This is a genomic window from Microbulbifer sp. VAAF005, from assembly GCF_030012985.1.
Lineage (GTDB): Bacteria > Pseudomonadota > Gammaproteobacteria > Pseudomonadales > Cellvibrionaceae > Microbulbifer.
The window spans coordinates 2,125,208-2,146,684 of sequence record NZ_CP120233.1 but is presented as its reverse complement, the minus strand read 5'-3'; the positions used below and the strand labels follow the sequence as shown (position 1 = coordinate 2,146,684).

At 44.7% G+C, this 21,477-nt stretch carries 20 protein-coding genes; 17 read left to right on the top strand and 3 right to left on the bottom strand.

Annotation, left to right across the window (positions count from 1 at the left end; all coding sequences use genetic code 11):
• The first annotated feature begins 6 nt into the window (after positions 1–6).
• The 17 genes from P0078_RS09395 (at position 7) to P0078_RS09315 (ending at position 19,266) form a co-directional block, all read left to right on the top strand.
• Entirely contained in the window at positions 7–1,239 is a 1,233-nt protein-coding gene (locus P0078_RS09395; RefSeq protein ID WP_282934133.1) for a glycosyltransferase family 4 protein, read from the top strand.
• Positions 1,239–2,207 (top strand): hypothetical protein, encoded by a 969-nt coding sequence (locus tag P0078_RS09390; RefSeq protein ID WP_282934132.1) that lies wholly within the window; start codon positions 1,239–1,241, stop codon positions 2,205–2,207. The genes P0078_RS09395 and P0078_RS09390 overlap by 1 nt, the downstream gene beginning before the upstream one ends.
• A 10-nt stretch (positions 2,208–2,217) precedes the next feature.
• Positions 2,218–2,952, top strand: a complete 735-nt coding sequence (locus tag P0078_RS09385) for a glycosyltransferase family 2 protein (protein WP_282934131.1) — start codon at positions 2,218–2,220, stop codon at positions 2,950–2,952.
• A gap of 326 nt (positions 2,953–3,278) precedes the next feature.
• Positions 3,279–3,950 carry a sulfotransferase family 2 domain-containing protein gene (locus tag P0078_RS09380; RefSeq protein ID WP_282934130.1) on the top strand — a complete coding sequence of 224 codons (672 nt, stop codon included), beginning with the start codon at positions 3,279–3,281 and terminating at the stop codon, positions 3,948–3,950.
• A gap of 30 nt (positions 3,951–3,980) precedes the next feature.
• The gene (locus P0078_RS09375; protein WP_282934129.1) at positions 3,981–4,310 is read left to right on the top strand and encodes a hypothetical protein; all 330 of its coding nucleotides are present in this window, start codon (positions 3,981–3,983) and stop codon (positions 4,308–4,310) included.
• On the top strand, positions 4,280–4,819 hold the full coding sequence (locus P0078_RS09370) for a hypothetical protein (RefSeq protein WP_282934128.1): 540 nt from the start codon (positions 4,280–4,282) through the stop codon (positions 4,817–4,819). The genes P0078_RS09375 and P0078_RS09370 overlap by 31 nt, the downstream gene beginning before the upstream one ends.
• A gap of 84 nt (positions 4,820–4,903) precedes the next feature.
• Positions 4,904–5,860, top strand: coding sequence for a sulfotransferase family 2 domain-containing protein (locus P0078_RS09365; protein WP_282934127.1), 957 nt, complete (start codon positions 4,904–4,906; stop codon positions 5,858–5,860).
• 348 nt (positions 5,861–6,208) lie between these two features.
• Positions 6,209–6,769, top strand: coding sequence for a sulfotransferase (locus tag P0078_RS09360; protein WP_282934126.1), 561 nt, complete (start codon positions 6,209–6,211; stop codon positions 6,767–6,769).
• A 133-nt stretch (positions 6,770–6,902) separates the two neighbouring features.
• Positions 6,903–8,045: a glycosyltransferase family 92 protein gene (locus tag P0078_RS09355; RefSeq protein WP_282934125.1), complete on the top strand. Its 1,143-nt coding sequence runs from the start codon at positions 6,903–6,905 to the stop codon at positions 8,043–8,045.
• A gap of 291 nt (positions 8,046–8,336) precedes the next feature.
• Entirely contained in the window at positions 8,337–9,707 is a 1,371-nt protein-coding gene (locus P0078_RS09350) for a glycosyltransferase family 2 protein (RefSeq protein ID WP_282934124.1), read from the top strand.
• Positions 9,667–10,434, top strand: coding sequence for a glycosyltransferase (locus tag P0078_RS09345; RefSeq protein WP_282934123.1), 768 nt, complete (start codon positions 9,667–9,669; stop codon positions 10,432–10,434). The genes P0078_RS09350 and P0078_RS09345 overlap by 41 nt, the downstream gene beginning before the upstream one ends.
• 237 nt (positions 10,435–10,671) lie before the next feature.
• Positions 10,672–12,405 (top strand): SLC13 family permease, encoded by a 1,734-nt coding sequence (locus tag P0078_RS09340; protein ID WP_282934122.1) that lies wholly within the window; start codon positions 10,672–10,674, stop codon positions 12,403–12,405.
• A 466-nt stretch (positions 12,406–12,871) separates the two neighbouring features.
• Positions 12,872–13,342, top strand: coding sequence for a glycosyltransferase family protein (locus P0078_RS09335; RefSeq protein WP_282934121.1), 471 nt, complete (start codon positions 12,872–12,874; stop codon positions 13,340–13,342).
• Positions 13,343–13,502: 160 nt separating this feature from the next.
• A complete protein-coding gene (locus P0078_RS09330) occupies positions 13,503–15,377 on the top strand; it encodes a capsule polysaccharide biogenesis protein (protein WP_282934120.1) in 1,875 nt (624 codons plus the stop codon).
• A 679-nt stretch (positions 15,378–16,056) separates the two neighbouring features.
• Complete coding sequence (locus P0078_RS09325; RefSeq protein ID WP_282934119.1) at positions 16,057–16,503, top strand: capsular polysaccharide export protein, LipB/KpsS family; 447 nt, start codon at positions 16,057–16,059, stop codon at positions 16,501–16,503.
• A gap of 16 nt (positions 16,504–16,519) precedes the next feature.
• Positions 16,520–17,290, top strand: coding sequence for a capsular biosynthesis protein (locus tag P0078_RS09320; RefSeq protein WP_282934118.1), 771 nt, complete (start codon positions 16,520–16,522; stop codon positions 17,288–17,290).
• Positions 17,291–17,499: 209 nt separating this feature from the next.
• On the top strand, positions 17,500–19,266 hold the full coding sequence (locus P0078_RS09315) for a DEAD/DEAH box helicase (RefSeq protein WP_282934580.1): 1,767 nt from the start codon (positions 17,500–17,502) through the stop codon (positions 19,264–19,266).
• Positions 19,267–19,360: 94 nt separating this feature from the next.
• On the opposite strand, the gene P0078_RS09310 is transcribed toward P0078_RS09315, so the two are convergent.
• The 3 genes from P0078_RS09310 to P0078_RS09300 form a co-directional block, all read right to left on the bottom strand.
• Positions 19,361–19,900 carry a cytochrome b gene (locus tag P0078_RS09310; protein WP_282934117.1) on the bottom strand — a complete coding sequence of 180 codons (540 nt, stop codon included), beginning with the start codon at positions 19,898–19,900 and terminating at the stop codon, positions 19,361–19,363.
• A gap of 10 nt (positions 19,901–19,910) precedes the next feature.
• Positions 19,911–20,138: a hypothetical protein gene (locus P0078_RS09305; protein WP_282934116.1), complete on the bottom strand. Its 228-nt coding sequence runs from the start codon at positions 20,136–20,138 to the stop codon at positions 19,911–19,913.
• 239 nt (positions 20,139–20,377) lie between these two features.
• On the bottom strand, positions 20,378–21,337 hold the full coding sequence (locus P0078_RS09300) for a LysR family transcriptional regulator (protein WP_282934115.1): 960 nt from the start codon (positions 21,335–21,337) through the stop codon (positions 20,378–20,380).
• Positions 21,338–21,477: the final 140 nt, after the last annotated feature.

Sequence of the window (21,477 nt, the reverse complement as noted above, 5' to 3'; positions counted from 1 at the left end):
TTACCGATGACAGAACAAAGAATACTGATCGTTTCGCATGGCCACCCGGATCACAGTAAAGGTGGAGCTGAAGTTGCTGCTTACAATTTATTTAAAGAGTATGAACGGCGGGGCTTGGATACCGTATTTTTAGCTCGGACTAACCAAGCGTCTCATGGTGGGTCTGCCTTTTCTACAATTAACTCTGAGAAAGAGATCCTATTTCATACGCATATGTCTGACTTCTTCCTGTTTCAATCAGGTTGTAAAAAGCATGTATGGCAGGAATTCCGCGCATTGCTCCAACGATATCGACCAACAGTAGTTCACTTTCATCACTATATTCATATGGGACTTGAATTAGTACGTGAAGTTAGAAATACACTGCCGGATACGCGTATTGTGATGACATTGCATGAATATTTGGCAATTTGTGCAAACAATGGACAGATGGTAAAGCCGGGCAAACAGATGAAGCTCTGCTATAAATCATCACCAGCTGACTGTGGACGTTGTTTTCCTGAACGTTCTACTGCAGATTTTTTTCTGCGGGAAAAATATATCAAGTCCATCTTCAATCTAGTGGATAAATTTGTTTCCCCCAGTCACTTCCTGGTTGATCGATATAAAGATTGGGGGATTCCAGAAGAAAAGCTGATCATGATCGAAAATGGTCAACCAGAAGTAGAGCGCCCGGCTGCAAGGCCACTGGGTGAAGGCGAAAAACGGGGTCGTTTTGCATTTTTTGGCCAAATCAATCCGTTTAAAGGGGTTGATGTATTACTAGAAGCCTTTAAATTGCTGCCAGATGAAGTTCGGGAAGAAGTACACCTCGATATTCATGGCGCAAATCTAGAGGGGCAGACTGAGGAATTTCAGGAAAAAATTCATGATCTATTAGAGGAGCTGGGAGATTTAGTGACTTTGCATGGATCATATGAATCCCATGAGATTGGCAAGTTGATGGAGCAAGCGGACTGGGTAATTATTCCCTCGGTTTGGTGGGAGAATTCTCCAATGGTAATTCAGGAAGCTTTTAATCATGGTCGCCCATTGATTGGCAGTGATATTGGCGGGATGGTTGAAAAAATTACTGATGGTATAAATGGATATAATTTTCGACATGGAAATAGTAATTCTTTGAAGTCTGCTATAACTAAGGCACATGAAAGAGCAGTTGATTGGGAGTTTATTAGTAAAGGAATTACTTCTCCTTTGAGTATTAATGACTGTGCAGAGAAACATCTGGAGGCTTATTAATGACTAAGTTGTATCTCCATGCAGGTATGCCGAAAACTGGAACAAGTTATATTCAATCATGCTTCAATGTTAACAGAGAGTATATTTCTAAAGCTGGTGGTGTATTGATTCTAGCTAATCGTCTTCCTCATAATCTGGCGTGTAATTTTATAGACTCTGATAGACTTATTAGCCGAAAAGATATTTATGGACTGAAAAGAGAGGTTGATATAGACGATTTGGCGAAGCTTTTAGATAAGTCAAATGGCTTCTCAAAAACATTTATCTCTTCAGAATATTTTCATATAGCGAATAAAGAAAAGCTCGTAGATTTTCTTAAGCGATTTTATGATGAAATAGAAATCGTTTATACTGTTAGGCGCCAAGACGAATTGTTAGCATCGGGATATAATCAAGATGTAAAGGCTCTTTCTCGTACGACCAATTTAAATTGGAAAAATACAGATAAGGTTCTTGATTATTATGAAACTTGCAATGCTTGGTTAGAGCTTGGGTGTAGTATAAAAATAATTCCATACGATCAGATAAGGTATAAGGATAAGGGGTTAGAATCTGAGTTTTTACAACTTTTGGATATTGCACCTAATTGTTTGTCAGAGTTAAAGCCGATTTCAAATGGGGAGGGTGCAAATTACTCTCTCAGTGCCGAAGGAGTAAAGCTTAAATTGGCTCTAAATAGAAAAAATATGGATGACTTTAAATTAATATCTGATTTTTCCAGATCGGAATTGGCAAAATCTGATTTCCTCCTTCCGAAAATTTTTTCCGACTCTGTAAAGCTTGCATATTTTGAATCAAATAGAAAATTCATCAGTAAATTCTGTGAGGGAGAGGAAATTTTTGGCGAGGAGTATATGTGTCTATCTCAGGATGCAAAAGTCGTTGACTATTTTGATTGGGATCCCACAGAAGGGGTTAAGAATCTTCTTGATTATCTAATTTGTTCATATAGAGACTCTCAATCTTGAGGTATATTTCATGGCTCCGAATATAAAAATTCATGTATATCTCCTTTGCTATAACGAAGAAGATATAATTAGTAATGTATTAGAGTACTATAGTAATATTTGTACGAGAATATTTCTTCTTGATAATCTTTCTACAGATCGTAGCGTAGAGTTAGCAAAAAAATTTCCTAAGGTAACCGTTATTAGTTGGCAGTCTTCAACTGGTAAAATTGATGAGGCGAAATATATCCAATTAAAAACTCAGTTATATAAAAATTACAGTCGCGCAGGAGGGAGGTTCACCGATGAGGTCGCTGACTGGGTTATTAGTTGTGATATGGATGAAATATTATACCACCCCAAATTACATGATGTGTTGTCTGAATATAAGAATATGGGAGTTACTGTACCGGAAATTACCGGATTTGATATTGTAGATGAAAAACCTATAGATAAAGATCAGTCTTTATTAGGGCAGTATAAAAATGGAATTCGCTCCCCAAATTTTGACAAAAGAATTATTTTTGACTGTAACTTTGATATGGCCTATAGCTATGGCTGCCATCCAAAAGGGTTTGGGTTTGAATATATGAAGCGAACTTTAGATTACAAGTCTTCTAATAAGTATCCAATAGCTCTTCTTCACTATAAGCATATTGGGTTAAGGAATTATGAATCTGCACTTAAAAATTCTGAGCGTCTGGATGAACAAAGGCTGAAAAAAATGAGAATGGCCTTTATCAAGGGCTTGGATCTCATTATATGAATACTGTTCAATCTGGGAGTGGTTATTCTCCTTTCATTGCGAGAGCAAAATTACTTTTTGATGACGACGGAAATATAGAGTTTTCTGATTTCCCCCTCTTCTGGTGACTTGGGCATAGAGTCGCTAAACATTAGTTCTATTTTGGAGCAATCTGAAGTTGAAGTAATGGGGGATACAGCATCTGCTTTTTTAAAAATTAATCCGCTGATTTCTTTCGTACTATATAAGGTGCTCTCTCGAGCCAGGCCTGCTAATGAATTTTATAGAAAAAAATTAGTTGACTTAAAAAATGAAGTTTAGTAAATGCTCTAAGGTTCGATGTTATTATGATAGTAAGTGATTCTAAGAAATTCACCTTCATTCACAATCCAAAATGCGCTGGCACGACTGTTAGGAATTCATTGTATCAGTTTGATACTCGCGATAATTTCTTTTGGATGTTTGACGAGTTCAAAGGTAGAAAAATTGATAAAGCACATTTGCCTTTGATTCTTTTAAGAGATATTTATCCTGAAGAATTCATGAGTCTAACGGATCACTTTACTTTTGGCTTCGTTCGTAATCCATACGATAGAGTCTTATCTGCATTTAATGAAGTAAATAAGGGTATCTATGAGAGATATAATCATGGTGAGGTCAGTGATTCTGATTATAGAAGATATTTTTTAGATTATGTTTATTCAATGAATAGTAATACTCTCAATGGCTTCGATTTACGATATCGACATTGTGTTAAGCAAAAGGATATGTTTTATATTGGAGGAAAAAGGTATGTAGATTTAATATTAAAGCTGGAATCTATTAGCAAATCCTCGGCAAAATTTGACGTACTTTTTCCGGATTTATCATTAGTTAGTGTTAGATGGGGTTCACAGGAACGTGCCCATAATAGAAAGCCTGTAAGAAAGCGATCGATTGAGTTACTTGATAAAAAGGGCAGGGATATAGTTTCTTCTTTATATGCTGAGGACTTTGAATTGTTTGATTATGAAATTTAATATAGTTTTGTCCATTATATTTGTTTGAGTATGCAAGAAGAATTAATTTTTATAGGAAATCAGGTTAGCTGTAGATATGTATCGGTATCTGATGTTGGCACGCCACTAGCAATTACATTTCAGCAGCGGTTGCCAGAAAATGTAGATAAGTCAATAAATCAATTAGGCTTTGCTCAGCGTTTTCTTGAGAAGATAAAAATTAATGCGTTTCATGTTTTGATACATGAAAATCATTGGTATCAAACAGGCGAGATTTTTGAGTGTATTGAAGCCATAAAAAAAGATCCGAATACAATCTTGCTACAAGAAGAATTTTATATGGTTCATCAATGGGGGCGTATGCTTCATTATTGTTTATGAAGCAATTTAGGCTCAATTCTGTGATTGCTATTTCTCCACTTTTTTCAATAGATCGTAAGAAAGTACCTGATGAAAAAAGATGGGGGAAAGACTTAGTGGGACTGGAGTTTCTTTATGATGAAATTCCTCAATCTATTTCGATCTGCACGGATGTTTATATAATTTATGATCCATACAGTGCTGATAGATTGCATGTGGATTTATTGAATATTAGTGGCGCTACTTTATTGCGACTACCGTTTTCCGGCCATCCATCAAGTATTTATTTGTCAGAGACTGGGATGTTGAGTTATTTAGTAAAGAATATAATGAATGGACATCTCGGGCCTTCTGATGTTGGCTATTTGATAAGGCTTGCTTTCAGAAAGCGAAGGTCAGCTAGGTCATTCTATATAAATCTTTTCAGATTGGTATACGCAAAAAGAAAAATGATAATGTCTGACTATATACTTTCTCTTGGGCGCATAAATTTCCCTGGCGATCCTTTTTTTAAAAAAATACAAAAGTAGAATATTTAGATTTTTGCAACATCTTTTACTAAATTATATATTTATGTTTTCCTGGATAGATTCCCGGGGTTATGGTTTGCTATTATGAAGTGTTTGTTTTTTTTGCATATTCCAAAAACTGCTGGCACAAGTTTCCGAAAAGGTGCTAATACTTATTTTGGTGAATCGAGAGTCTGTCAGGATTATGGAAAATTTTCACCTTTGACAAGTCCTCTCATTAAAAAGTGGGGTTCTGGGGAGGTGGATGGTTGGAGTTTTTATCAGGACTTTAACAAAGAAGGCTATCAATTTTTCACTGGTCATTTTCACGCATCAAAATACATTGATATATTTGATGTTGGACAGATGATAACTTTTTTGCGTGATCCCGTTGATAGAATTGTTTCTGAGTATAATCATAAAGTTCGGCATCAAGGTTATAAAGATAGTTTTGAGAGTTTTTACCGCTCTCGTGAAAATATTAATAGACAGCTTCGTCTTATCGGTCAGAGTAATTGGTCTCAACTTGGTTTTATAGGGTTTGTTGAATCATTTGAGGATTCTCTTCTCCTGCTTAACAAAAAGTTTGGTATTAATATTCCAATTTTGCGTCAAAACATTGCTTCTAATGAGGTTGTTCATTCGAGAGGGCTCACGAATGAACAACTATCTGAATTGCGAGCCTTGAATGCAAAGGAGTATGAATTTTATAACTGTGCTCGTACACAATTTGACTGGCGGCTTCATTTAGCTCGTGACAGTGCACGCTTTACACGAGGTGCCGCTACTGCCTGGGAAAATGGGTGTCTGAGGGGGTGGGCGATATCAGAGGAAGAGACTGAAGCGGCTTTGCTTAGAGTTAAATACAACGGCGAAGTTGTGGCCGAGACTAAAGCAAGTGAATATAGCCCGATCTACAAGGCACGAGGGCTGGGCAGGAGGGGATTTGTTGGCTTCTCCTTTGATTTAACTGATATCAAGGATTTATCCTCTATAGAGGTTGTTGTGGCCAGAACGGGCCAACCCCTGCCAATTTTACCATCTCTTACAAGGCTTTCTTAGTATGTATGCCCCACGATTTTGGAACCGGGCTACCTTCCAAGGTGTTGACGGGGGTGGTTCTGTCCGGTGAAATGCATCAGGGAACATTGCTTCATCTTTACTCGGTATAATCCGCCCAAGATGTGTGATTTAGTAATGTAAGCTACTTTTTCCTGATTGCTCTGTTTCATCCTCTTGATAGTGTATGCTATGTAGTTTGATTAAAGTTGTAGTCCTTGGTTACCGGTGTAAATAGCTAAAAGCAAGACCTAAATTCTGTATTACTTTACTGTTTCGATTTGGATCAAATACAGGCGGCTCGACGTTAAGAAGCACTTTGGATGAATAAGCTTTTAAAGACTTTTTAGTATGAAAGTATTTCAAATTGGGTTTAATAAGTGCGGTACAACCAGTCTGAATCATTTTTTCTTGCGTAATGGCTATAAAGCTGTCCACTGGGATCATGGGAGCTTGGCTTTACGACTTGAGGATAACTACTTACATGGGAGACCTCTATTAAGTGGATATGAAAATTTTGATTTCTATAGTGATATGGAGTTTGTCTCAAGTCGGTGCCTATATGCTTTCGAAAAGTACTATCAGGAATTAGATCGACAGTACCCCGATTCTCTTTTTATTTTAAATACTCGTCCTGTAGAGAAATGGGTTGAGAGTCGGCTTAATCACGGTAATGGTAGTTATTTGCACAGATTTGAGAAGATCTACTCATGCGATCGCGAAACTGTTATACAGCGCTGGAAATATGAGTGGCATAGACATCATTCAAATGTGCTTCAGTATTTTTATGGCCGGAAAAATTTTCTTCTTTTTGATATCGAAAAGAATGATGGACGTAAACTAAAAGAGTTTGTTGGTTGTTCAAAGTTGCAGGCTTCTTTTTATACACATGCCCACAAAACAGCTTGCTAGTTAACCTTTTGGAAAGTTGGGCTTTCATCTTTTTGATGATTGTAGTAGAAGATCGAGAATTGTAAGTTATATATAGTTTATTGTGAGAGTGTTGAAAATAATGCTTTCACCTGGAAAGGTCTTTTGAGTAAGAATGAAGTTTGGAATAGCTGCGATTTTTAAGAACGAATATGAGTACATCCTTGAGTGGATCGTTTATCATCAGTTGATTGGTGCTGATGCTTTTTATATTGCAGATAATATCAGTGATGATGGGTCCTCCCAATTGTTGGAGGCTCTGGACAGCTTGGGAGTAGTAAATAGGATTTATTTCCCCAGAGTAGGGGATCATGGTCCACAGATGCCGGCATATAATATGATATTAAATCGCTTTGGCGATGAAGTTGATTTGCTCGGCTTTATTGATGCCGATGAATTTATTGTTACTGGTCAAGACGTTAATTTAAAAGGTTTACTATCTGACTTTAATCAGATCGAGGATGCCAGCGCACTAGCGCTAAATTGGAGGAATTTCGGTTCATCCGGACATAAGTTTAAGAGCGATGGATTAGTGATTGAGAGATTTACTCAAGCTTCAAAACCAGAGCACGAATTTAACCGACACATTAAAACAATCTTGAAGCCGTCTTTGGTTGAGAAGATGCATGTCCATGAATGTGTACTTAAAACCGGACGTTATTATTCTGCTAACTTCCAACCTACTGAATTTGAAAATGGTGGATCTAGTGAACCTAAAACGACTCAAGTCATCTATGATGGGTTAAGGATAAATCATTATGTTGTCAAGTCCAGACATGAACATGCAATAAAAAAGGAGAACAAGGGTTCTGGTGCTGGCAGTTCAACTAGGAAAAAGGGTGAAGCTTATTTTAAAGCTCATGATTTAAATGATGAGGCTGATGATGCACTTCTCTGTCATGTAGAAAGTGTGAAAAATGGTGTTGTACGTTTGAAGGAGCGTATAGCTGCTGAGACTCCATATCTGTGTTATGGGAAAATTTTTGTAGATGTAGGTCCTGACTTGATTACTGGTTGGGCGACAGCGGAATTTTCTGGAGCGATAAAAATTCGCTTGCTGATTAATGGAGAAGAGCACTTAGTTGAGTTGAATAGAGACCGCCCCGACGTTGTGCGAAAGGGACTTTCACAGAATTTAAAATGTGGGTTTGCTTTTAAGCCTAAAATGAGTTTATCCAATCGAGACGAGATTGAGGCCTATATTTATGGTACAAAAATTGCTGCCAAAGTCAACTTCAGACTGGATGCTAGCCCTTAGTCTAAGGTGTGTATCGGGTAGTTGATACTTGCCAGTTTCAGTGTAAGTTGAACTAGCTATTATTTTATTGGCGAATGCATGCGGCACTGCTAAGAGTGCTGAGTAATAACTGGATTTGTTACGGTGTTAAATATTTTAAAGTCCTTTTTCTATGTCGATTTCGCTCCCAGGCTTAAGCCTGGACTTGCGATTGGGCCCTCCGATTGCACTGAAACAGATTTTGTATGGTACGCATCTGGAGTGGACCCCCAATTCCAAGTATTGGGACGAGCTCCTGGCCCTGGCTGGTATATGGTGGAACTTGGTCTAAAGCACAATCAGTCGTCTGCAGATTCTAAACTCTATTTTGACTATGGAGATGGCTTCACCGAGCAGGATAGTATATTTCTTCCAATTAAATCGGGTCGTGTTAGTAAGCGTCTAATCTACCTTGAACAACGTCCTAATGCTTTGCGCTTTGACCCTATGGAATCTGAAGGCCTATTTACTATACAACACTTCCAGTTTGTGAAGCTTCTTCCCCAGTTTGCCTACGATCGCCTGGCGCAGCGCTTGGCCAATATGCACTATAAATTTCGCAGTCGGGGAAAGGCAAAGGTTTTACAACTCATTCGTGAAGAGGCCCGTGATTCAGGTCGCAACTGGCGGAATTTGGCTTTACAGCACTATGCAAGAACTTTTGTTAAGCGGAAGCAAACCAGTGATTATTCTGAGTGGATTAGAACTGTAGAGGCAAAAAGAGTTGCTTCTTATCCGGGCTCACTGGATTTCGATAAAGTGTCTGGTAGACCTTTAATTTCTATTATTCTTCCAACCTATAACACTGACATTGAACTGTTAAGCTCATGTATCGATTCAGTTTTGGCACAAAGTTATAGTCATTGGGAGCTGTGTATTGCTGATGATGCTTCCTGTCTGGCTCAGGTTAAATCTTGTTTGGAGAAATATGAAAAGCTAGACCAGCGTATCAAAGTAGTATTTCGAACAGAAAATGGCCATATTTCGGCTGCAAGTAATAGTGCTTTGTCGTTGGCTAATGGTGAATATGTTGCGCTATTAGATCATGATGACACCCTGGCTCCCTTTGCGCTACAACGGGTTGTTCAGTCAATCGTAGATAATCCGCAGTTACAATTATTGTATAGCGATGAAGATAAAATTGATGAACAGGGAGTGCGCTTTGATCCTCACTTTAAGCCAGGTTGGAATCCAGATCTTCTACTATCACAAAATTATATTTGCCATTTAACGGTATTGCACCGTGCGCTGGTTGAACGTATAGGAGGATTTCGTGCTGGCCTTGAGGGAAGTCAGGATCACGATTTGTTATTGCGCTGTATGCCCTATTTGAACCAAGAAAACGTGGCCCATATTCCTGAAGTCCTCTATCACTGGCGGGCTATTAGTGGCTCGACAGCACAAGAGAGTTGTGCAAAAGGTTATGCGGTTTCTGCGGGTCTTAGGGCTGTGAGTGACTACCTGGAAAGTGAGGGCCTGAAAGCCAGAGCTCTACCTGGCATAGCCCCTAATAGCTATCGGGTGCGATGGGATATTTCTGAGCCCCCCTTTGGTAAGCTTGCTCATTCCAACCCGCGATGGCTTGGATATACTGAAGCCCTGCGTGGAGGCTATCCTTGCCCGAACATGTTATCCCAATTTTGAATTACTGATTTTAGACAATCAGAGTCGTTGTGAAGGAACATTGCGCTTTCTGAATGAAATGAAGTCTACTGATTCTCGAGTCTCAGTACATCGCTGGGATCATCCCTTTAACTACTCTGCAATTAATAATTTTGGAGTCAGCCTTGCCAAGGGCGAGATCATCGGACTGATTAATAATGATATTGAGCCAATTGGCGATGAATGGCTAACGGAGATGGTCGGCCAGGTTCGGAGGCCGGAAATCGGTTGTGTAGGGGCGAAGCTCTACTACCCAAATGATACCATCCAGCACGGTGGGGTGATTTTGGGGATTGGTGGTGTTGCTGGTCACTCCCATAAGTACTTCAGCCGCCACGAATATGGATACTTTTCGCGCCTGCATCTGGTACAGAATCTTTCCGCTGTGACTGCGGCATGCTTATTGATACGCAAATCAGTATTTGAGGAAGTTGCTGGCCTGGATGCGGAGAACCTGGCTGTTGCGTTTAATGATGTTGATCTGTGTTTAAAAGTACGTGAAGCGGGTTATCGCAACTTATGGACCCCATACGCAGAGCTGTATCACCATGAGTCGGTGTCACGGGGTGCTGATAATACCCTCAGTAAACGCCGACGGGCACAACGGGAGGCGGAGCATATGCGTGCTCGTTGGGGGGATTTACTAGATACTGACCCAGCCTATAACCCGAATCTGACTCTGGCTCATGAAGATTTCTCCTTGGCTTAGTCGAGTGTGAGGTATCTCAATGTTGTTAAGGGCCTATATTATGGCGAGTTCCCGGATCGAGTTTCGTTCAAACAGTGAGTATCGTGTGCGGGGGGAAAAATCTCCAACTCAGGGCGTGATGGGGAGTGTTTACACTAGGGGAATACTCACCCAAGATTTGGCATAATTTGATTTCACCACAGGTGTGTATATAAAGACGAACAATAGTATCGGTAACCAGAGCGACCTTTCGACCTTATGACTTTCCCCCAATTATTTGTTTCCGGTATCTTCGCCCTGGTTATCGGATGTTTAATTTTTACTCACTTCCGACCGTCCCTGGTGTTCGCTGCGGCGGCTGGTGCCTGTTTTCTTACTGGTTTGGTTCCTGCGGAATCGGCGTTACAGAAAGGGGCCAACCCCGGTTTAGCCACCTTAGTTGTATTGATGCTCGTGTCGGTGGGACTGGAGAAGGCGCGCTGGTTGCGTTCTATCTCAGAGGGCCTGATCAAGGGGTCTTTAAAAGCCAGTTTATTGAGACTTACAACGGCTACCGCCTTAAGCTCCGCATTTCTTAACAATACGGCAGTGGTGGCGGCCCTATCTTCAAGTGTGAAAGGGCAGCGGCGCTTGCCTGCGGCCAAGTTGCTGATTCCGTTATCCTATGCGGCAATTCTCGGTGGTACTCTGACGCTTATTGGTACTTCTACGAACTTGATCGTTAACAGCTTTGTACTCGATCGCGGCCTTCCCAGTTTGGACTTTTTCGCCTTTGTGCCGGTGGGCTTGGCCGCAGCTTTAGTGGGCTTGGCGGTATTGCTTTTGTGCAACCGTCTTCTCCCTGAAGGGGGAGTAACGGAGGAGCCTGTCACTGAGTATCTGCTGGAGGCTGAAGTGGTGGCTAACTCTCCATTGGATGGGAAGAGTGTTGAGCAAAACCGTCTACGCCAACTTGAGACCTTTTACTTAATTGAAATTGTTCGCAGAAATCAGGTTATTAGCCCTGTCGGCCCCTCTGAAGTTATCCGTTGCGGGGATAAATTAATTTTTAGTGGCGATGTACGTGATCTTGGTCGCTTGCAGGATATTGAGGGGCTGCGCCTATTTGCGCTGGAAGATGAGGACCTGGACCTGAATCTTACAGAAGTAGTGATTACGCCCAGTTCCAGTATTCTTGGCCAGACCTTAAAAGGGTGTAATTTCCGTACTCGCTTCGACGCGGCAGTGGTTGCCATGCGCCGCGGCGGTGAGCGATTGTCTGGCAAGCTTGGGGAGATTGAGCTTCGCGCTGGCGATGCCCTGCTGTTGGCGGTGGGCCCGGATTTTCGTCACCATCTGAATATTGATAAGAACTTCTATGTGATCAGCGGCACAGAGGTTCGGCGCGATCTCTCTCGACGCAATAACTGGCTTTTGGGGCTGGGCTTTGCAGCCGTTGTGGCTGGTGCGGCACTGGGAGTCTTCTCGCTGCTAAAAGGGCTCATCGTTCTCCTTGGTGGAATGATTGGCCTGGGAATCATATCTACTACTGAGTTACAGCGGCGCTTCCCATTTCAGATATGGCTGATTATCACTAGTGCTTTGATTTTGGCTGAGGCTTTCGCGGGTAGTGGTTTGGCAGATTCGTTAGCGTTAGGGCTGCGTAGTTTGCTAGCTGACTGGGGGCCGTTAGCCGGCCTGGTGGGCGTCTTCTTGTTAACATTGGCGCTCACAGAATTGATGACCAACAACGCCGCCGCTGCATTGGCTTTCCCCCTCGCATGGAGTTTGGCTGAGAGCTTTGGAGTTAGCTGGATGCCCTTTGTAATGGCCGTAGCCTATGGAGCTAGTGCCAGCTTTCTCACCCCATTTGGCTATCAGACCAACCTGATTGTGCAAAACTTGGGAGGATATCATTTACGCGATTTCCTCAGAGCTGGATTACCCCTGACTATTGCTTACTCGATAACAGTTTTGATTTTGATTCCAATCGTGTTTCCGCTCGAGGGGTAGTAGTTTGGCACTTGACTCGATTCCCACAGAAAGCTGTTTAGTCATTGAAGAGGGTGCAAATCCATCAACAGACTATTTTATTCGGCCATATTTGTATGATAGGGGAATCAACTTCCGGTGTATAACTTGGTCCAGTTCCCCAATTGAACAGGATATTAATGGAAAATCCTTAATCTTTGTTCGCTACATCCCTCGGAGTTGGAAGTCATTTATTGATAAAAACAGAGGTCAGTTTCAGAGAATCTACCTCTTTATCGATGATGATTTATTTGATTGGTATGCGTTTTCCAGCATGCCACTTCGATATCAAGCAAAAATATTACGGCTTAGTTGGTCTAAGCAGAGGTGGCTGAAATCTGTCGGCGCGCAACTATTGGTATCGACCCCCTATCTTGCGGAAAAGTATCAAAGTTGGTCTCCAGAATTACTTCAACCTGCTCCCTTGAGTTGTGAGCAGGAGCAGCCTTTGACCGTGTTTTATCATGGTTCTGCGTCACACCTTGAGGATGTTCTGTGGCTGCGGTCGGTGATAGAGGAAGTCCTCAATCGCAGTCCAATTCTCAATTTTGAGATAATTGGAGATCAGCGTGTCAATCGGCTCTTTCGAGGAGTGCCACGGGTGCAGATACTGCACCCGATGAAGTGGCCTACCTACGTGTCGATGCTTCGAGGGCGAGGGCGATCAATTGGTTTGGCACCTTTGCTCGATTTGCCATTTAATCGCGCCAGGTCGCATACAAAATTTTTTGATATTACCCAGGCTGGTGCCGCAGGTATCTTTGCTCAAGGGGACATATATGGTTCCGTAGTGCGGCATGGGGAAAATGGTCTGTTGCTGCCAATGGAACCCTCAGCTTGGGTTGAGGGAATCTTGGATCTTGCCAACGATCATAGCCTTCGGGATGCACTTTCTCTTGAGGCAAGGAAATGCCTGTAATTGGACACTGTTCACTCGGGCTTCGGCGTTTATCTAACCTTGATAACTTCCTGGAAGCTGAATGTCGCTATGTAGCTCTCAAGCCCGATAGATCAATTTCCATGATGGCTGGCTGGGGGTTAAAAAAAGCGCCCTTAAAGCACAGCGCCTTGCCACTCATTTGAGTTTGCCTTATATCGCTATAGAAGATGGGTTTTTACGTTCACTCGGCCTTGGCGTAAATGGCGCTGAACCTCATAGCTTGGTTGTAGACTCGACAGGTATTTATTACGACGCCTCCCGGCCAAGTGACCTGGAAATATTAATTAGTGAGGCTGATTTTTCGCCGGAAGATCTTGCTCGTGCAGAGAAAGGCTTAAAGCTTATACGAGAGAGCCGACTGTCGAAATATAATCAATCGACTGATATCTCACTGGGAATTTTGCCTGGGCAAAAGACCATTTTAGTGGTCGATCAAACGTTTGGGGATATCTCTGTTAAAGGTGGGTTGGCTTCTGAGCAGCATTTCTCTCAAATGCTTGAGTCCGCAATTAATGAAAATCCTGATGCTGAAATTCTTGTAAAGATTCATCCCGATGTTATCGCAGGGAAAAAGCGTGGCTATCTAAAGGAACTGGCTGAACTGAGGGGTTGTAGGATTATCTCTGAGGATATCTCCCCCTGGTCAATCCTGGATCGAGTTGAAAAGGTTTATGTGGTCAGCAGCCAGCTGGGTTTTGAGGCGCTGGTCGCCGGTAAGGAGGTCCATTGCTTTGGAATGCCTTTTTATGCGGGGTGGGGTTTAACTCGAGATAGGCAAAACTGTGGTCGCCGCAGTGTGAAGCGAACGTTGCTTCAGGTTTTTTGTGCTGCGTACCTAAAATACTCCCGGTATATTAATCCGTATACTGGCAATCGATGTAACTTTGAAGACACTGTGGCATTAATTGCTGAACAACGCAGGCAATGGAGCCGCTTCGATGGAGACTGGGTCGGGGTAGGATTTTCTCACTGGAAAAGGAGTTTTATTCCAGGTTTTATCGGTGGAAAGGGAAGGATTAAATTCTCTTCTGCAAAGGTACCAGATGCAAGGGCAGGAACCAATATTCTGGTATGGGCAAGTCGGATTACAGATGGTTTGCTTGATGAGGCTAAGAAATCTGATTTAAATGTCTGGAGGGTTGAAGATGGCTTTTTGCGTTCCGTTGGTTTGGGTGCCGACCTGGTCGCTCCGAATTCACTGGTTCTAGATAGTCGTGGTATTTACTTTGACGCCAGGCAGCCCAGCGATTTGGAGATACTGTTAAATACCTGTAGTTTTCCTGGTCCTCTTCTAGATAGAGCTAGAAAGTTACGAGACAAATTGATCGATAAAGGGATTAGCAAATACAACGTTGTAGAAGATCAACCTACAGTTGATTTTGATTTTTCCTCTGGTAAAAAAATTATTTTAGTTCCCGGGCAGGTAGAAAGCGATGCCTCGATAGCTAATGGCTCCCCAGTAATAAAAAGTAACTTGGCGCTTCTTGAGCGCGTCAGGCTCAATAACCCCGATGCTCATATTATTTATAAACCTCACCCTGACGTAGTTTGTGGTGCTCGCCTAGGTGCTTTGCAGGAGAGCTCTGACTCCCTTTATGACACTTTACTTGAACAGGGTGATATAGTTTCTGCTATTAAAGTCGCTGATGAAATTCACACCATGAGCTCCCTGAGTGGTTTTGAAGCATTACTGAGAGGCAAGCAAGTGGTAACTTATGGGTTACCCTTTTATGCTGGCTGGGGGCTCACAAGGGATACGCTTGTTGAAAATAGAGAAATCCCCACGGGTGAGTTAAGAGATTTTTTATCGAGAAGGCAACGCAATTTAACTTTAAATCAGATGATTGCGGCTACTTTGCTGTTATACCCTGTCTATGTAGATCCCAAAACAGCTGAATTTATCAATGCAGAAACTACCATTGAACTACTTGGGAAGGCACGCTCTTTGGGAAATAAAAAAGGAGCAGTTTTTAAACTCTTCTCCTTGTATCGAAGAATATTTATAAGATATTGAAAGTTGTACCCGTAATTCAGTATAAGGCTATCTCTTCAATTTCTTTTGATGCATGGGTTTAAATTTTTAGACCTCAGGGAATATAGTTTCAGACTTCTACTTTGCTAACTTTTATATTTCCCCCTTCTGCGCTAAGTGTTCGGTAACTGGTTTCCAAGGTTTTGGCTGCAAGCCATTCTTACTCTATTACGCTCGATTACACTTCCGTGATTATAGTACCAATTGTACTGACACCTATTTTTTCCTGGTATAAGATGTGGGATTAAATGGAGCTGGAATTTATTCGGGTTACTACAGGGCCATCCCCATCTTATGTGTCACCAGATGTTAATTTTCTGGTGGGCGGAGTGGTCGTGCTTTTATATGAATTGACTTTATGGTTTGTACCAAATACAAATTGTGTGTTGGCATTTTTTCGCTATACAGTTTGATTTATGGGACGATCCTTGAAGTAAGAAACCATAGTTGAGCAGTTTTTGCTGCCAAATTTACAAAAGTTTCTGCCCTGTTAGTAGCGACTCTAATATCCAGGTTCTATGTTGTTAAATGGCTCGCATAGATGTAAAAAGCAGTTCAATATAATAACTGTGGAGTTTGCCTAATTTCACAGTCATTTCTTTTTTATTCATCGCCTCGTTTCAACGTATCCAGTGACCTTAGCTCAAGGAAAAGCCAATACATGTCTGTGGCAGTATTTTTACAAGGACCTCATGGCCCATTTTTTGCCCAATTGGCAAAGCGCTTGTCACAGAGCGGAGTCATTACTCATAAGATCAACTTTAATGGCGGGGATCGCTACTTCGCTTGGGCTGATTTTCAAGCGGATTTCACCGGGGGAGAAAGTGATTGGAGTGCCTTCTTCTCAGATTATCTATCTAAAAATAATGTAGATACTGTTTTTTGCTATGGGGACTGCCGCCGCCTGCATACCATTGCAAAATCCATCTGCGAGTCCAAGGGGATCGCTTTTGGTGTATTTGAAGAGGGATATTTGCGACCGGATTTTATCACTCTTGAATTTGGGGGGTTAACGCTCATTCGCGTACGGACTGGTCTCGAGAAGCAATTAATAGTTATCGAGCCAGAGAGCGAAAGCCGGTTAAACCTGTTGGGCAAACTTTTTTAGGCGAGCACGTTTTGCAATGGCCTATTATCTTGCGATGCGGGTTTCTCAATCGGAATTTCCCCACTATCGGCACCACCGAAGTCTCAGCTGGCTAGGTGAAGGTGTTTGCTGGATCAGGAGTTTCTATCGAAAAGGCCTGTATAAACTGATGGAGCGGGGACTTACGGCCCGTTTGACGGGTGAACTCAGCGGTCGGTACTTTCTTTTTCCACTTCAAACCCGCGATGATTTTCAACTGCGAAAGCACTCTGATCTGTTTTCTATCGAAAATGCGATCGAGGTGGTGGTGCAGTCGTTTGCACAAAATGCGCCACAGGGTTCGGTGATGGTAATAAAGCACCACCCTATGGATCGTGGGTTTTGTCACTATCAAAAGCTGATACGGGAGCTGGAAACTCGCTACCAGATTACCGGAAGGGTTATTTATTGCCATGACCTGCACCTGCCGACTTTGCTCGACCACACCCTAGGGGTTGTAACAATCAACAGTACAGTGGGTATATCTGCACTCTTCCACGAGGTGCCAACTCAAGTACTTGGACGATCACTGTATGACTTACCGGGGCTGACTCACCAAGGGGGACTCTCCAGCTTTTGGAGTCAACCCGACCCGGTAGACACGGAGTTCTTCCAGCGATTTCGGGCCTATCTTTATGATAAGACCCAAGTGGATGGCAGCTTCTCCCGCCATATTGCCGCTACAATCGATGGAGTTTGCAGGCGCTTGACGGAGGCCCGTGCAACGGAGCGAAGGCGGCAGCCTGAGACTGAGGTGGATATGGTCTAAGGAGCGCTGTACTCTTTTTACCTCTAGATCAATGACGCTTTTCTTTTTATCTACCCAATATTGATATCCTATCTGTCGGCGGAGATACATGCTAATCAACTTGCCTAAAAAACAGGCTGATCTGGATCGTCTAACCTGTTAGACTGCGCGGCCTTTTACCCACCGCTCCGGTCCCGCGATAGGGACTTTGGCTTCAAGTGAATTCCGAAATGACCGATACCCCTAAAGCGGCCGGCTTCGACCAGTTGGGTCTGCCGTCTGAAATTCTCAGCGCCATCGAAAAGCTCGGCTATGAGACTCCCTCCCCGATCCAGGCACAAACTATTCCGTCCCTGCTGGAGGGGCGGGATGTGCTAGGCCAGGCCCAGACCGGCACTGGCAAGACCGCAGCCTTTGCGCTGCCGCTACTCTCCCAGCTGGACCTGAAGGATCGTCGCCCTCAGGCACTGGTGCTGGCACCGACCCGCGAACTGGCTATTCAAGTGGCTGAAGCCTGCCAGTCTTACGCATCTAAGTTGAAAGGTTTCCACGTTGCGCCTATCTACGGTGGCGCTGACTACCGCGGCCAGATACAGCAGTTGAAGCGTGGCGTTCAGCTGGTGGTAGGTACTCCCGGGCGGGTGATGGACCATATGCGTCGCGGTTCGCTGGATCTGTCCAATCTGCGCACCCTGGTGCTGGATGAGGCGGATGAAATGCTGCGCATGGGCTTTATCGATGATGTGCAGTGGGTACTGGAGCAAATTCCTGAAGAGCGTCAGATTGCGCTGTTTTCCGCCACTATGCCAAAAGAGATTGCCCGCATCGCCCGCGAGCATTTGGATGAGCCGGTTGAAGTAAAAATCCGTGTTAAGACCGAGACTGCGGAAACCATTCGCCAGCGCTATTGGCCGGTTGGTGGTCTGCACAAACTGGATGCACTGACCCGTATTCTTGAAGCGGAGCCGGTGGACGCCACGATTATCTTCGTGCGCACCAAAAACAGCACCGTGGAACTGGCAGATAAGCTGGCCGCCAGAGGGTTCGCCAGTGCCGCCCTGAACGGTGATATGGCGCAGAACCTGCGTGAAGCCGTGATCGACAAGCTGAAAAATGGCAAGCTCGATATTGTTGTAGCCACCGATGTTGCGGCTCGTGGACTGGACGTAAAGCGTATCAGTCACGTGATTAACTACGATATCCCCTACGATACCGAAGCTTATATTCACCGTATCGGTCGTACCGGCCGCGCCGGTCGCGAAGGCGATGCGATCCTGTTTGTGGCGCCCCGCGAGCGCCGTATGTTGCGAGTCATCGAGAAAGCGACCAAGAAGCCGATCGAAAAACTCGATTTGCCCAGCGCAGATGCGGTTAACAGTGCCCGTATGCAGCGCTTCCGCGAGCGCATCACCGCGACCCTGGAAGGCCAAACTGATCTGGCGCCCTATCGCCAGCTGGTTGAGGAATTCCTGGCGCAGAATGAGGTTGATCCACTGGATGTTGCCGCCGCGCTGGCTGCAATGGCCCAAGGTGATCAGCCCCTGCTGATTCAAGAGAAAGAGCAGAGGCCGCGCAAAGAGCGTCGCGAGCGCGATGATGACTTTGACGGTGGCCGCCGCCGCAAGAAGGAAAGCTTCGAGAAAGATCGCAAGCTGCCGCCGCCCGATGAGGGGCTGGAGCGCTTCCGTATCGAGATCGGCCGCGAGCAGGGCGTGCGTCCCGGCAGCATTGTTGGCGCTATTGCCAATGAGGTGGATCTGGACAGCTCCTATATTGGCCGTATCGAAATCTACAACGATTTCACCACGGTAGATCTGCCTCAGGGAATGCCGAAAGAAGTGTTCCAACACCTGAAGAAGGTGCGTGTTTCCGGTAAGCCGATGAAAATCACCCGCTTCGATGAAGCGGCGGTGAAATCGAAAGGGAAGCCTAAGGGTAAGCCTAAGTTCAAGCCCAAAGGAAAGCCCAAAGCCAAGCGCGGCAATAACGACGAGTAAGTCCTACCTGCTTTAGCTGGTTCTATTCGGGAGAGCGCAGCCTTGCGCTCTCCCATTCAACTCTCCCTGTCTCTCCTCACTTCCCTATCTTGGATTAGCGTTGCGGCAGCATCCGGGTCAAAGTGTTATCGCGGGCAATAAAGTGATGCCACAGGGCCGCAGCGATATGCAGTCCAACCAATACGAGCAGGGCGGGCCACATTACATCTTTGTGTAGGAAAGCGATTTGCTTGCCCAGATCCGGATTTTTGGCGAACAGGTTGGGAACGGCAAACAGGCCAAAAAACTCGGTATCGCGCCCAAACAGTTGGCGCATCACGATGCCAGAAACCGGCATAGCCAGAATCAACAGGTAGAGCCCACCATGGGTCAGGCTGGACAGTGCCTTCTGCCACTTCTTGCCTTCAATCTCTGGGCGCTTGTGACGTGCACGCCAGTAGAGGCGAAGGGCCAGAAGCATCAGGACACCGACTCCCAGGGAGAAGTGCAGCTGCATAAACCAGCCGCGCATGGGGTCGCCGCGCTCGTAAAACTCATGCAGTTCAACCGCTCCCCACACAGAGAGCAGCAGGATTACAAAAAGCCAGTGCAGTCCTTTACTCACTGAGTTCCAACGTTCAACCGGGTTTGACATAGAGGGTCTCCTACAAAGTCCAGGCATTTGGCCGGGTATAGGCCACTGCCGTATATAAGGAGCCTCTGAATAACTCCGTAATGCCTCTGCGGGTCTTGAAGGCCGCAGGTGTTAGACGCAGCTCAGTGCGAATGGTCACAGTCCTTTGCGGACGCTGCCATGCAGCAGATGCGGCCTTCAAGACCCGCCCTTCGGGGCTTGCAGAGCGATTCACACTCTGCGTTGCGACTTCTTGCAAGGTCTGGACATTCCTGCGAAGCCGCGTCTTGAGTGTGAACCGCTCTGTAAGCCAGAGGTATCACGGAGTTGTTCAGAGGCTCCATCGTTATTTGTGTGATTTTACCGGCCTCTCCGGCCAGACCAAACCATTGATTTGTTCGATCTGAAAATATTCAGTTTGTTTAATAATTGTGCTGAGGTTGAATAAGTCATTATTTCCGCAAAGGCTTAAGCCGCCCAGTTAACTTTTGTAAGTGGTTAGGCAGGTTCTGCCACACTGGGGCTGGTTTTGGTCGCTCTCACACCTTGTAGATTGGCAAAGCTGGTATCCCGTGCGGTTTTGAGGAAGTCTGTGAGATAAGGTTGCTCGAGCATATCTTCCCGCACTGCCGCGTAGAGAGTGCTCCAAAGGCCCTCTATACCCAGCTGGAGTTGGGAAACAAACCCCTTTTGCAGGTACTCGTGCAGGGCCCAATTGGGCAGGGCGCAAACCCCTCGGCCGCTGGCTACTAACTGAACCATCATCACAGTGAGTTCTGCGGTCCGAACACCCGCTGGCTCTATTCCGGCTGGATCGAGAAAGTGCTGGAATATATCCAGCCGCTCGCGCTCAACCGGGTAGGTAATCTGGACTTCACCAGCCAATTCCTGCGGTTCTACCCAGCGCCGCTTGCTCTCCTGCGCCAGTGGGTGTTTGCGGCTTATGGCAAGGCACATTTCAAAGCTGAACAGCGGCTCGTAGTGTAAGCCTTTGAGGTCCGGGTCTGGATTAGAAGTGACAACCAGGTCCAGATCGCCGCGCACCAGTGCGGGCAGGGGATCGAAGTGGAAGCCGCTGCACAGGTCCAGTTCCACTTCGGGCCAGTCGTCCCGATAGGTATTCAGTGCGGGCATCAGCCACTGGTAACAGCTGTGGCACTCGATAGCGATATTGAGCCTGCCCGCTTGCCCAGATGCCAGCCGGGACAGGTCCCGCTGTGCTATAGCTACCTGGGGCAGTATGTCGTCTCCCAATTGCAGCAGTCTCAGACCGGCACTGGTAAATCGCAGAGGCCGGGATTTGCGTATAAACAGTTCTTGGCCGAGCCGGTCCTCCATTTCGCGAAATAAGTGCGAAAGAGCCGACTGGGTCAGGTGAAGGCGCTCCGCTGCGCGTACCAGGCTGCCTGTCTCACGCAAAACACTCAGCGCACGCAAATGGCGCAATTCAATCATCATTAAAATTATTCATGTTATTTGCAAAAAATATGAAATTGATTGAACAGCACTGTGCGCACACAATCAAGTCAGGACTCTCGCTAATGCGACCGTTACCGAGATCGCAGCTGCGGGGTATTTTTCAATGGGGCAACTTTGAT

Bases quoted from the DNA above. Each gene is read 5' to 3' on its own strand.
- P0078_RS09395 (WP_282934133.1), top strand. From the start codon at position 7: ATGACAGAACAAAGAATACTGATCGTTTCGCATGGCCACCCGGATCAC.
- P0078_RS09390 (WP_282934132.1), top strand. From the start codon at position 1,239: ATGACTAAGTTGTATCTCCATGCAGGTATGCCGAAAACTGGAACAAGT.
- P0078_RS09385 (WP_282934131.1), top strand. From the start codon at position 2,218: ATGGCTCCGAATATAAAAATTCATGTATATCTCCTTTGCTATAACGAA.
- P0078_RS09380 (WP_282934130.1), top strand. From the start codon at position 3,279: ATGATAGTAAGTGATTCTAAGAAATTCACCTTCATTCACAATCCAAAA.
- P0078_RS09375 (WP_282934129.1), top strand. From the start codon at position 3,981: ATGCAAGAAGAATTAATTTTTATAGGAAATCAGGTTAGCTGTAGATAT.
- P0078_RS09370 (WP_282934128.1), top strand. From the start codon at position 4,280: ATGGGGGCGTATGCTTCATTATTGTTTATGAAGCAATTTAGGCTCAAT.
- P0078_RS09365 (WP_282934127.1), top strand. From the start codon at position 4,904: ATGAAGTGTTTGTTTTTTTTGCATATTCCAAAAACTGCTGGCACAAGT.
- P0078_RS09360 (WP_282934126.1), top strand. From the start codon at position 6,209: ATGAAAGTATTTCAAATTGGGTTTAATAAGTGCGGTACAACCAGTCTG.
- P0078_RS09355 (WP_282934125.1), top strand. From the start codon at position 6,903: ATGAAGTTTGGAATAGCTGCGATTTTTAAGAACGAATATGAGTACATC.
- P0078_RS09350 (WP_282934124.1), top strand. From the start codon at position 8,337: ATGGTGGAACTTGGTCTAAAGCACAATCAGTCGTCTGCAGATTCTAAA.
- P0078_RS09340 (WP_282934122.1), top strand. From the start codon at position 10,672: ATGACTTTCCCCCAATTATTTGTTTCCGGTATCTTCGCCCTGGTTATC.
- P0078_RS09325 (WP_282934119.1), top strand. From the start codon at position 16,057: ATGTCTGTGGCAGTATTTTTACAAGGACCTCATGGCCCATTTTTTGCC.
- P0078_RS09320 (WP_282934118.1), top strand. From the start codon at position 16,520: ATGGCCTATTATCTTGCGATGCGGGTTTCTCAATCGGAATTTCCCCAC.
- P0078_RS09315 (WP_282934580.1), top strand. From the start codon at position 17,500: ATGACCGATACCCCTAAAGCGGCCGGCTTCGACCAGTTGGGTCTGCCG.
- P0078_RS09310 (WP_282934117.1), bottom strand. From the start codon at position 19,900: ATGTCAAACCCGGTTGAACGTTGGAACTCAGTGAGTAAAGGACTGCAC.
- P0078_RS09300 (WP_282934115.1), bottom strand. From the start codon at position 21,337: ATGATGATTGAATTGCGCCATTTGCGTGCGCTGAGTGTTTTGCGTGAG.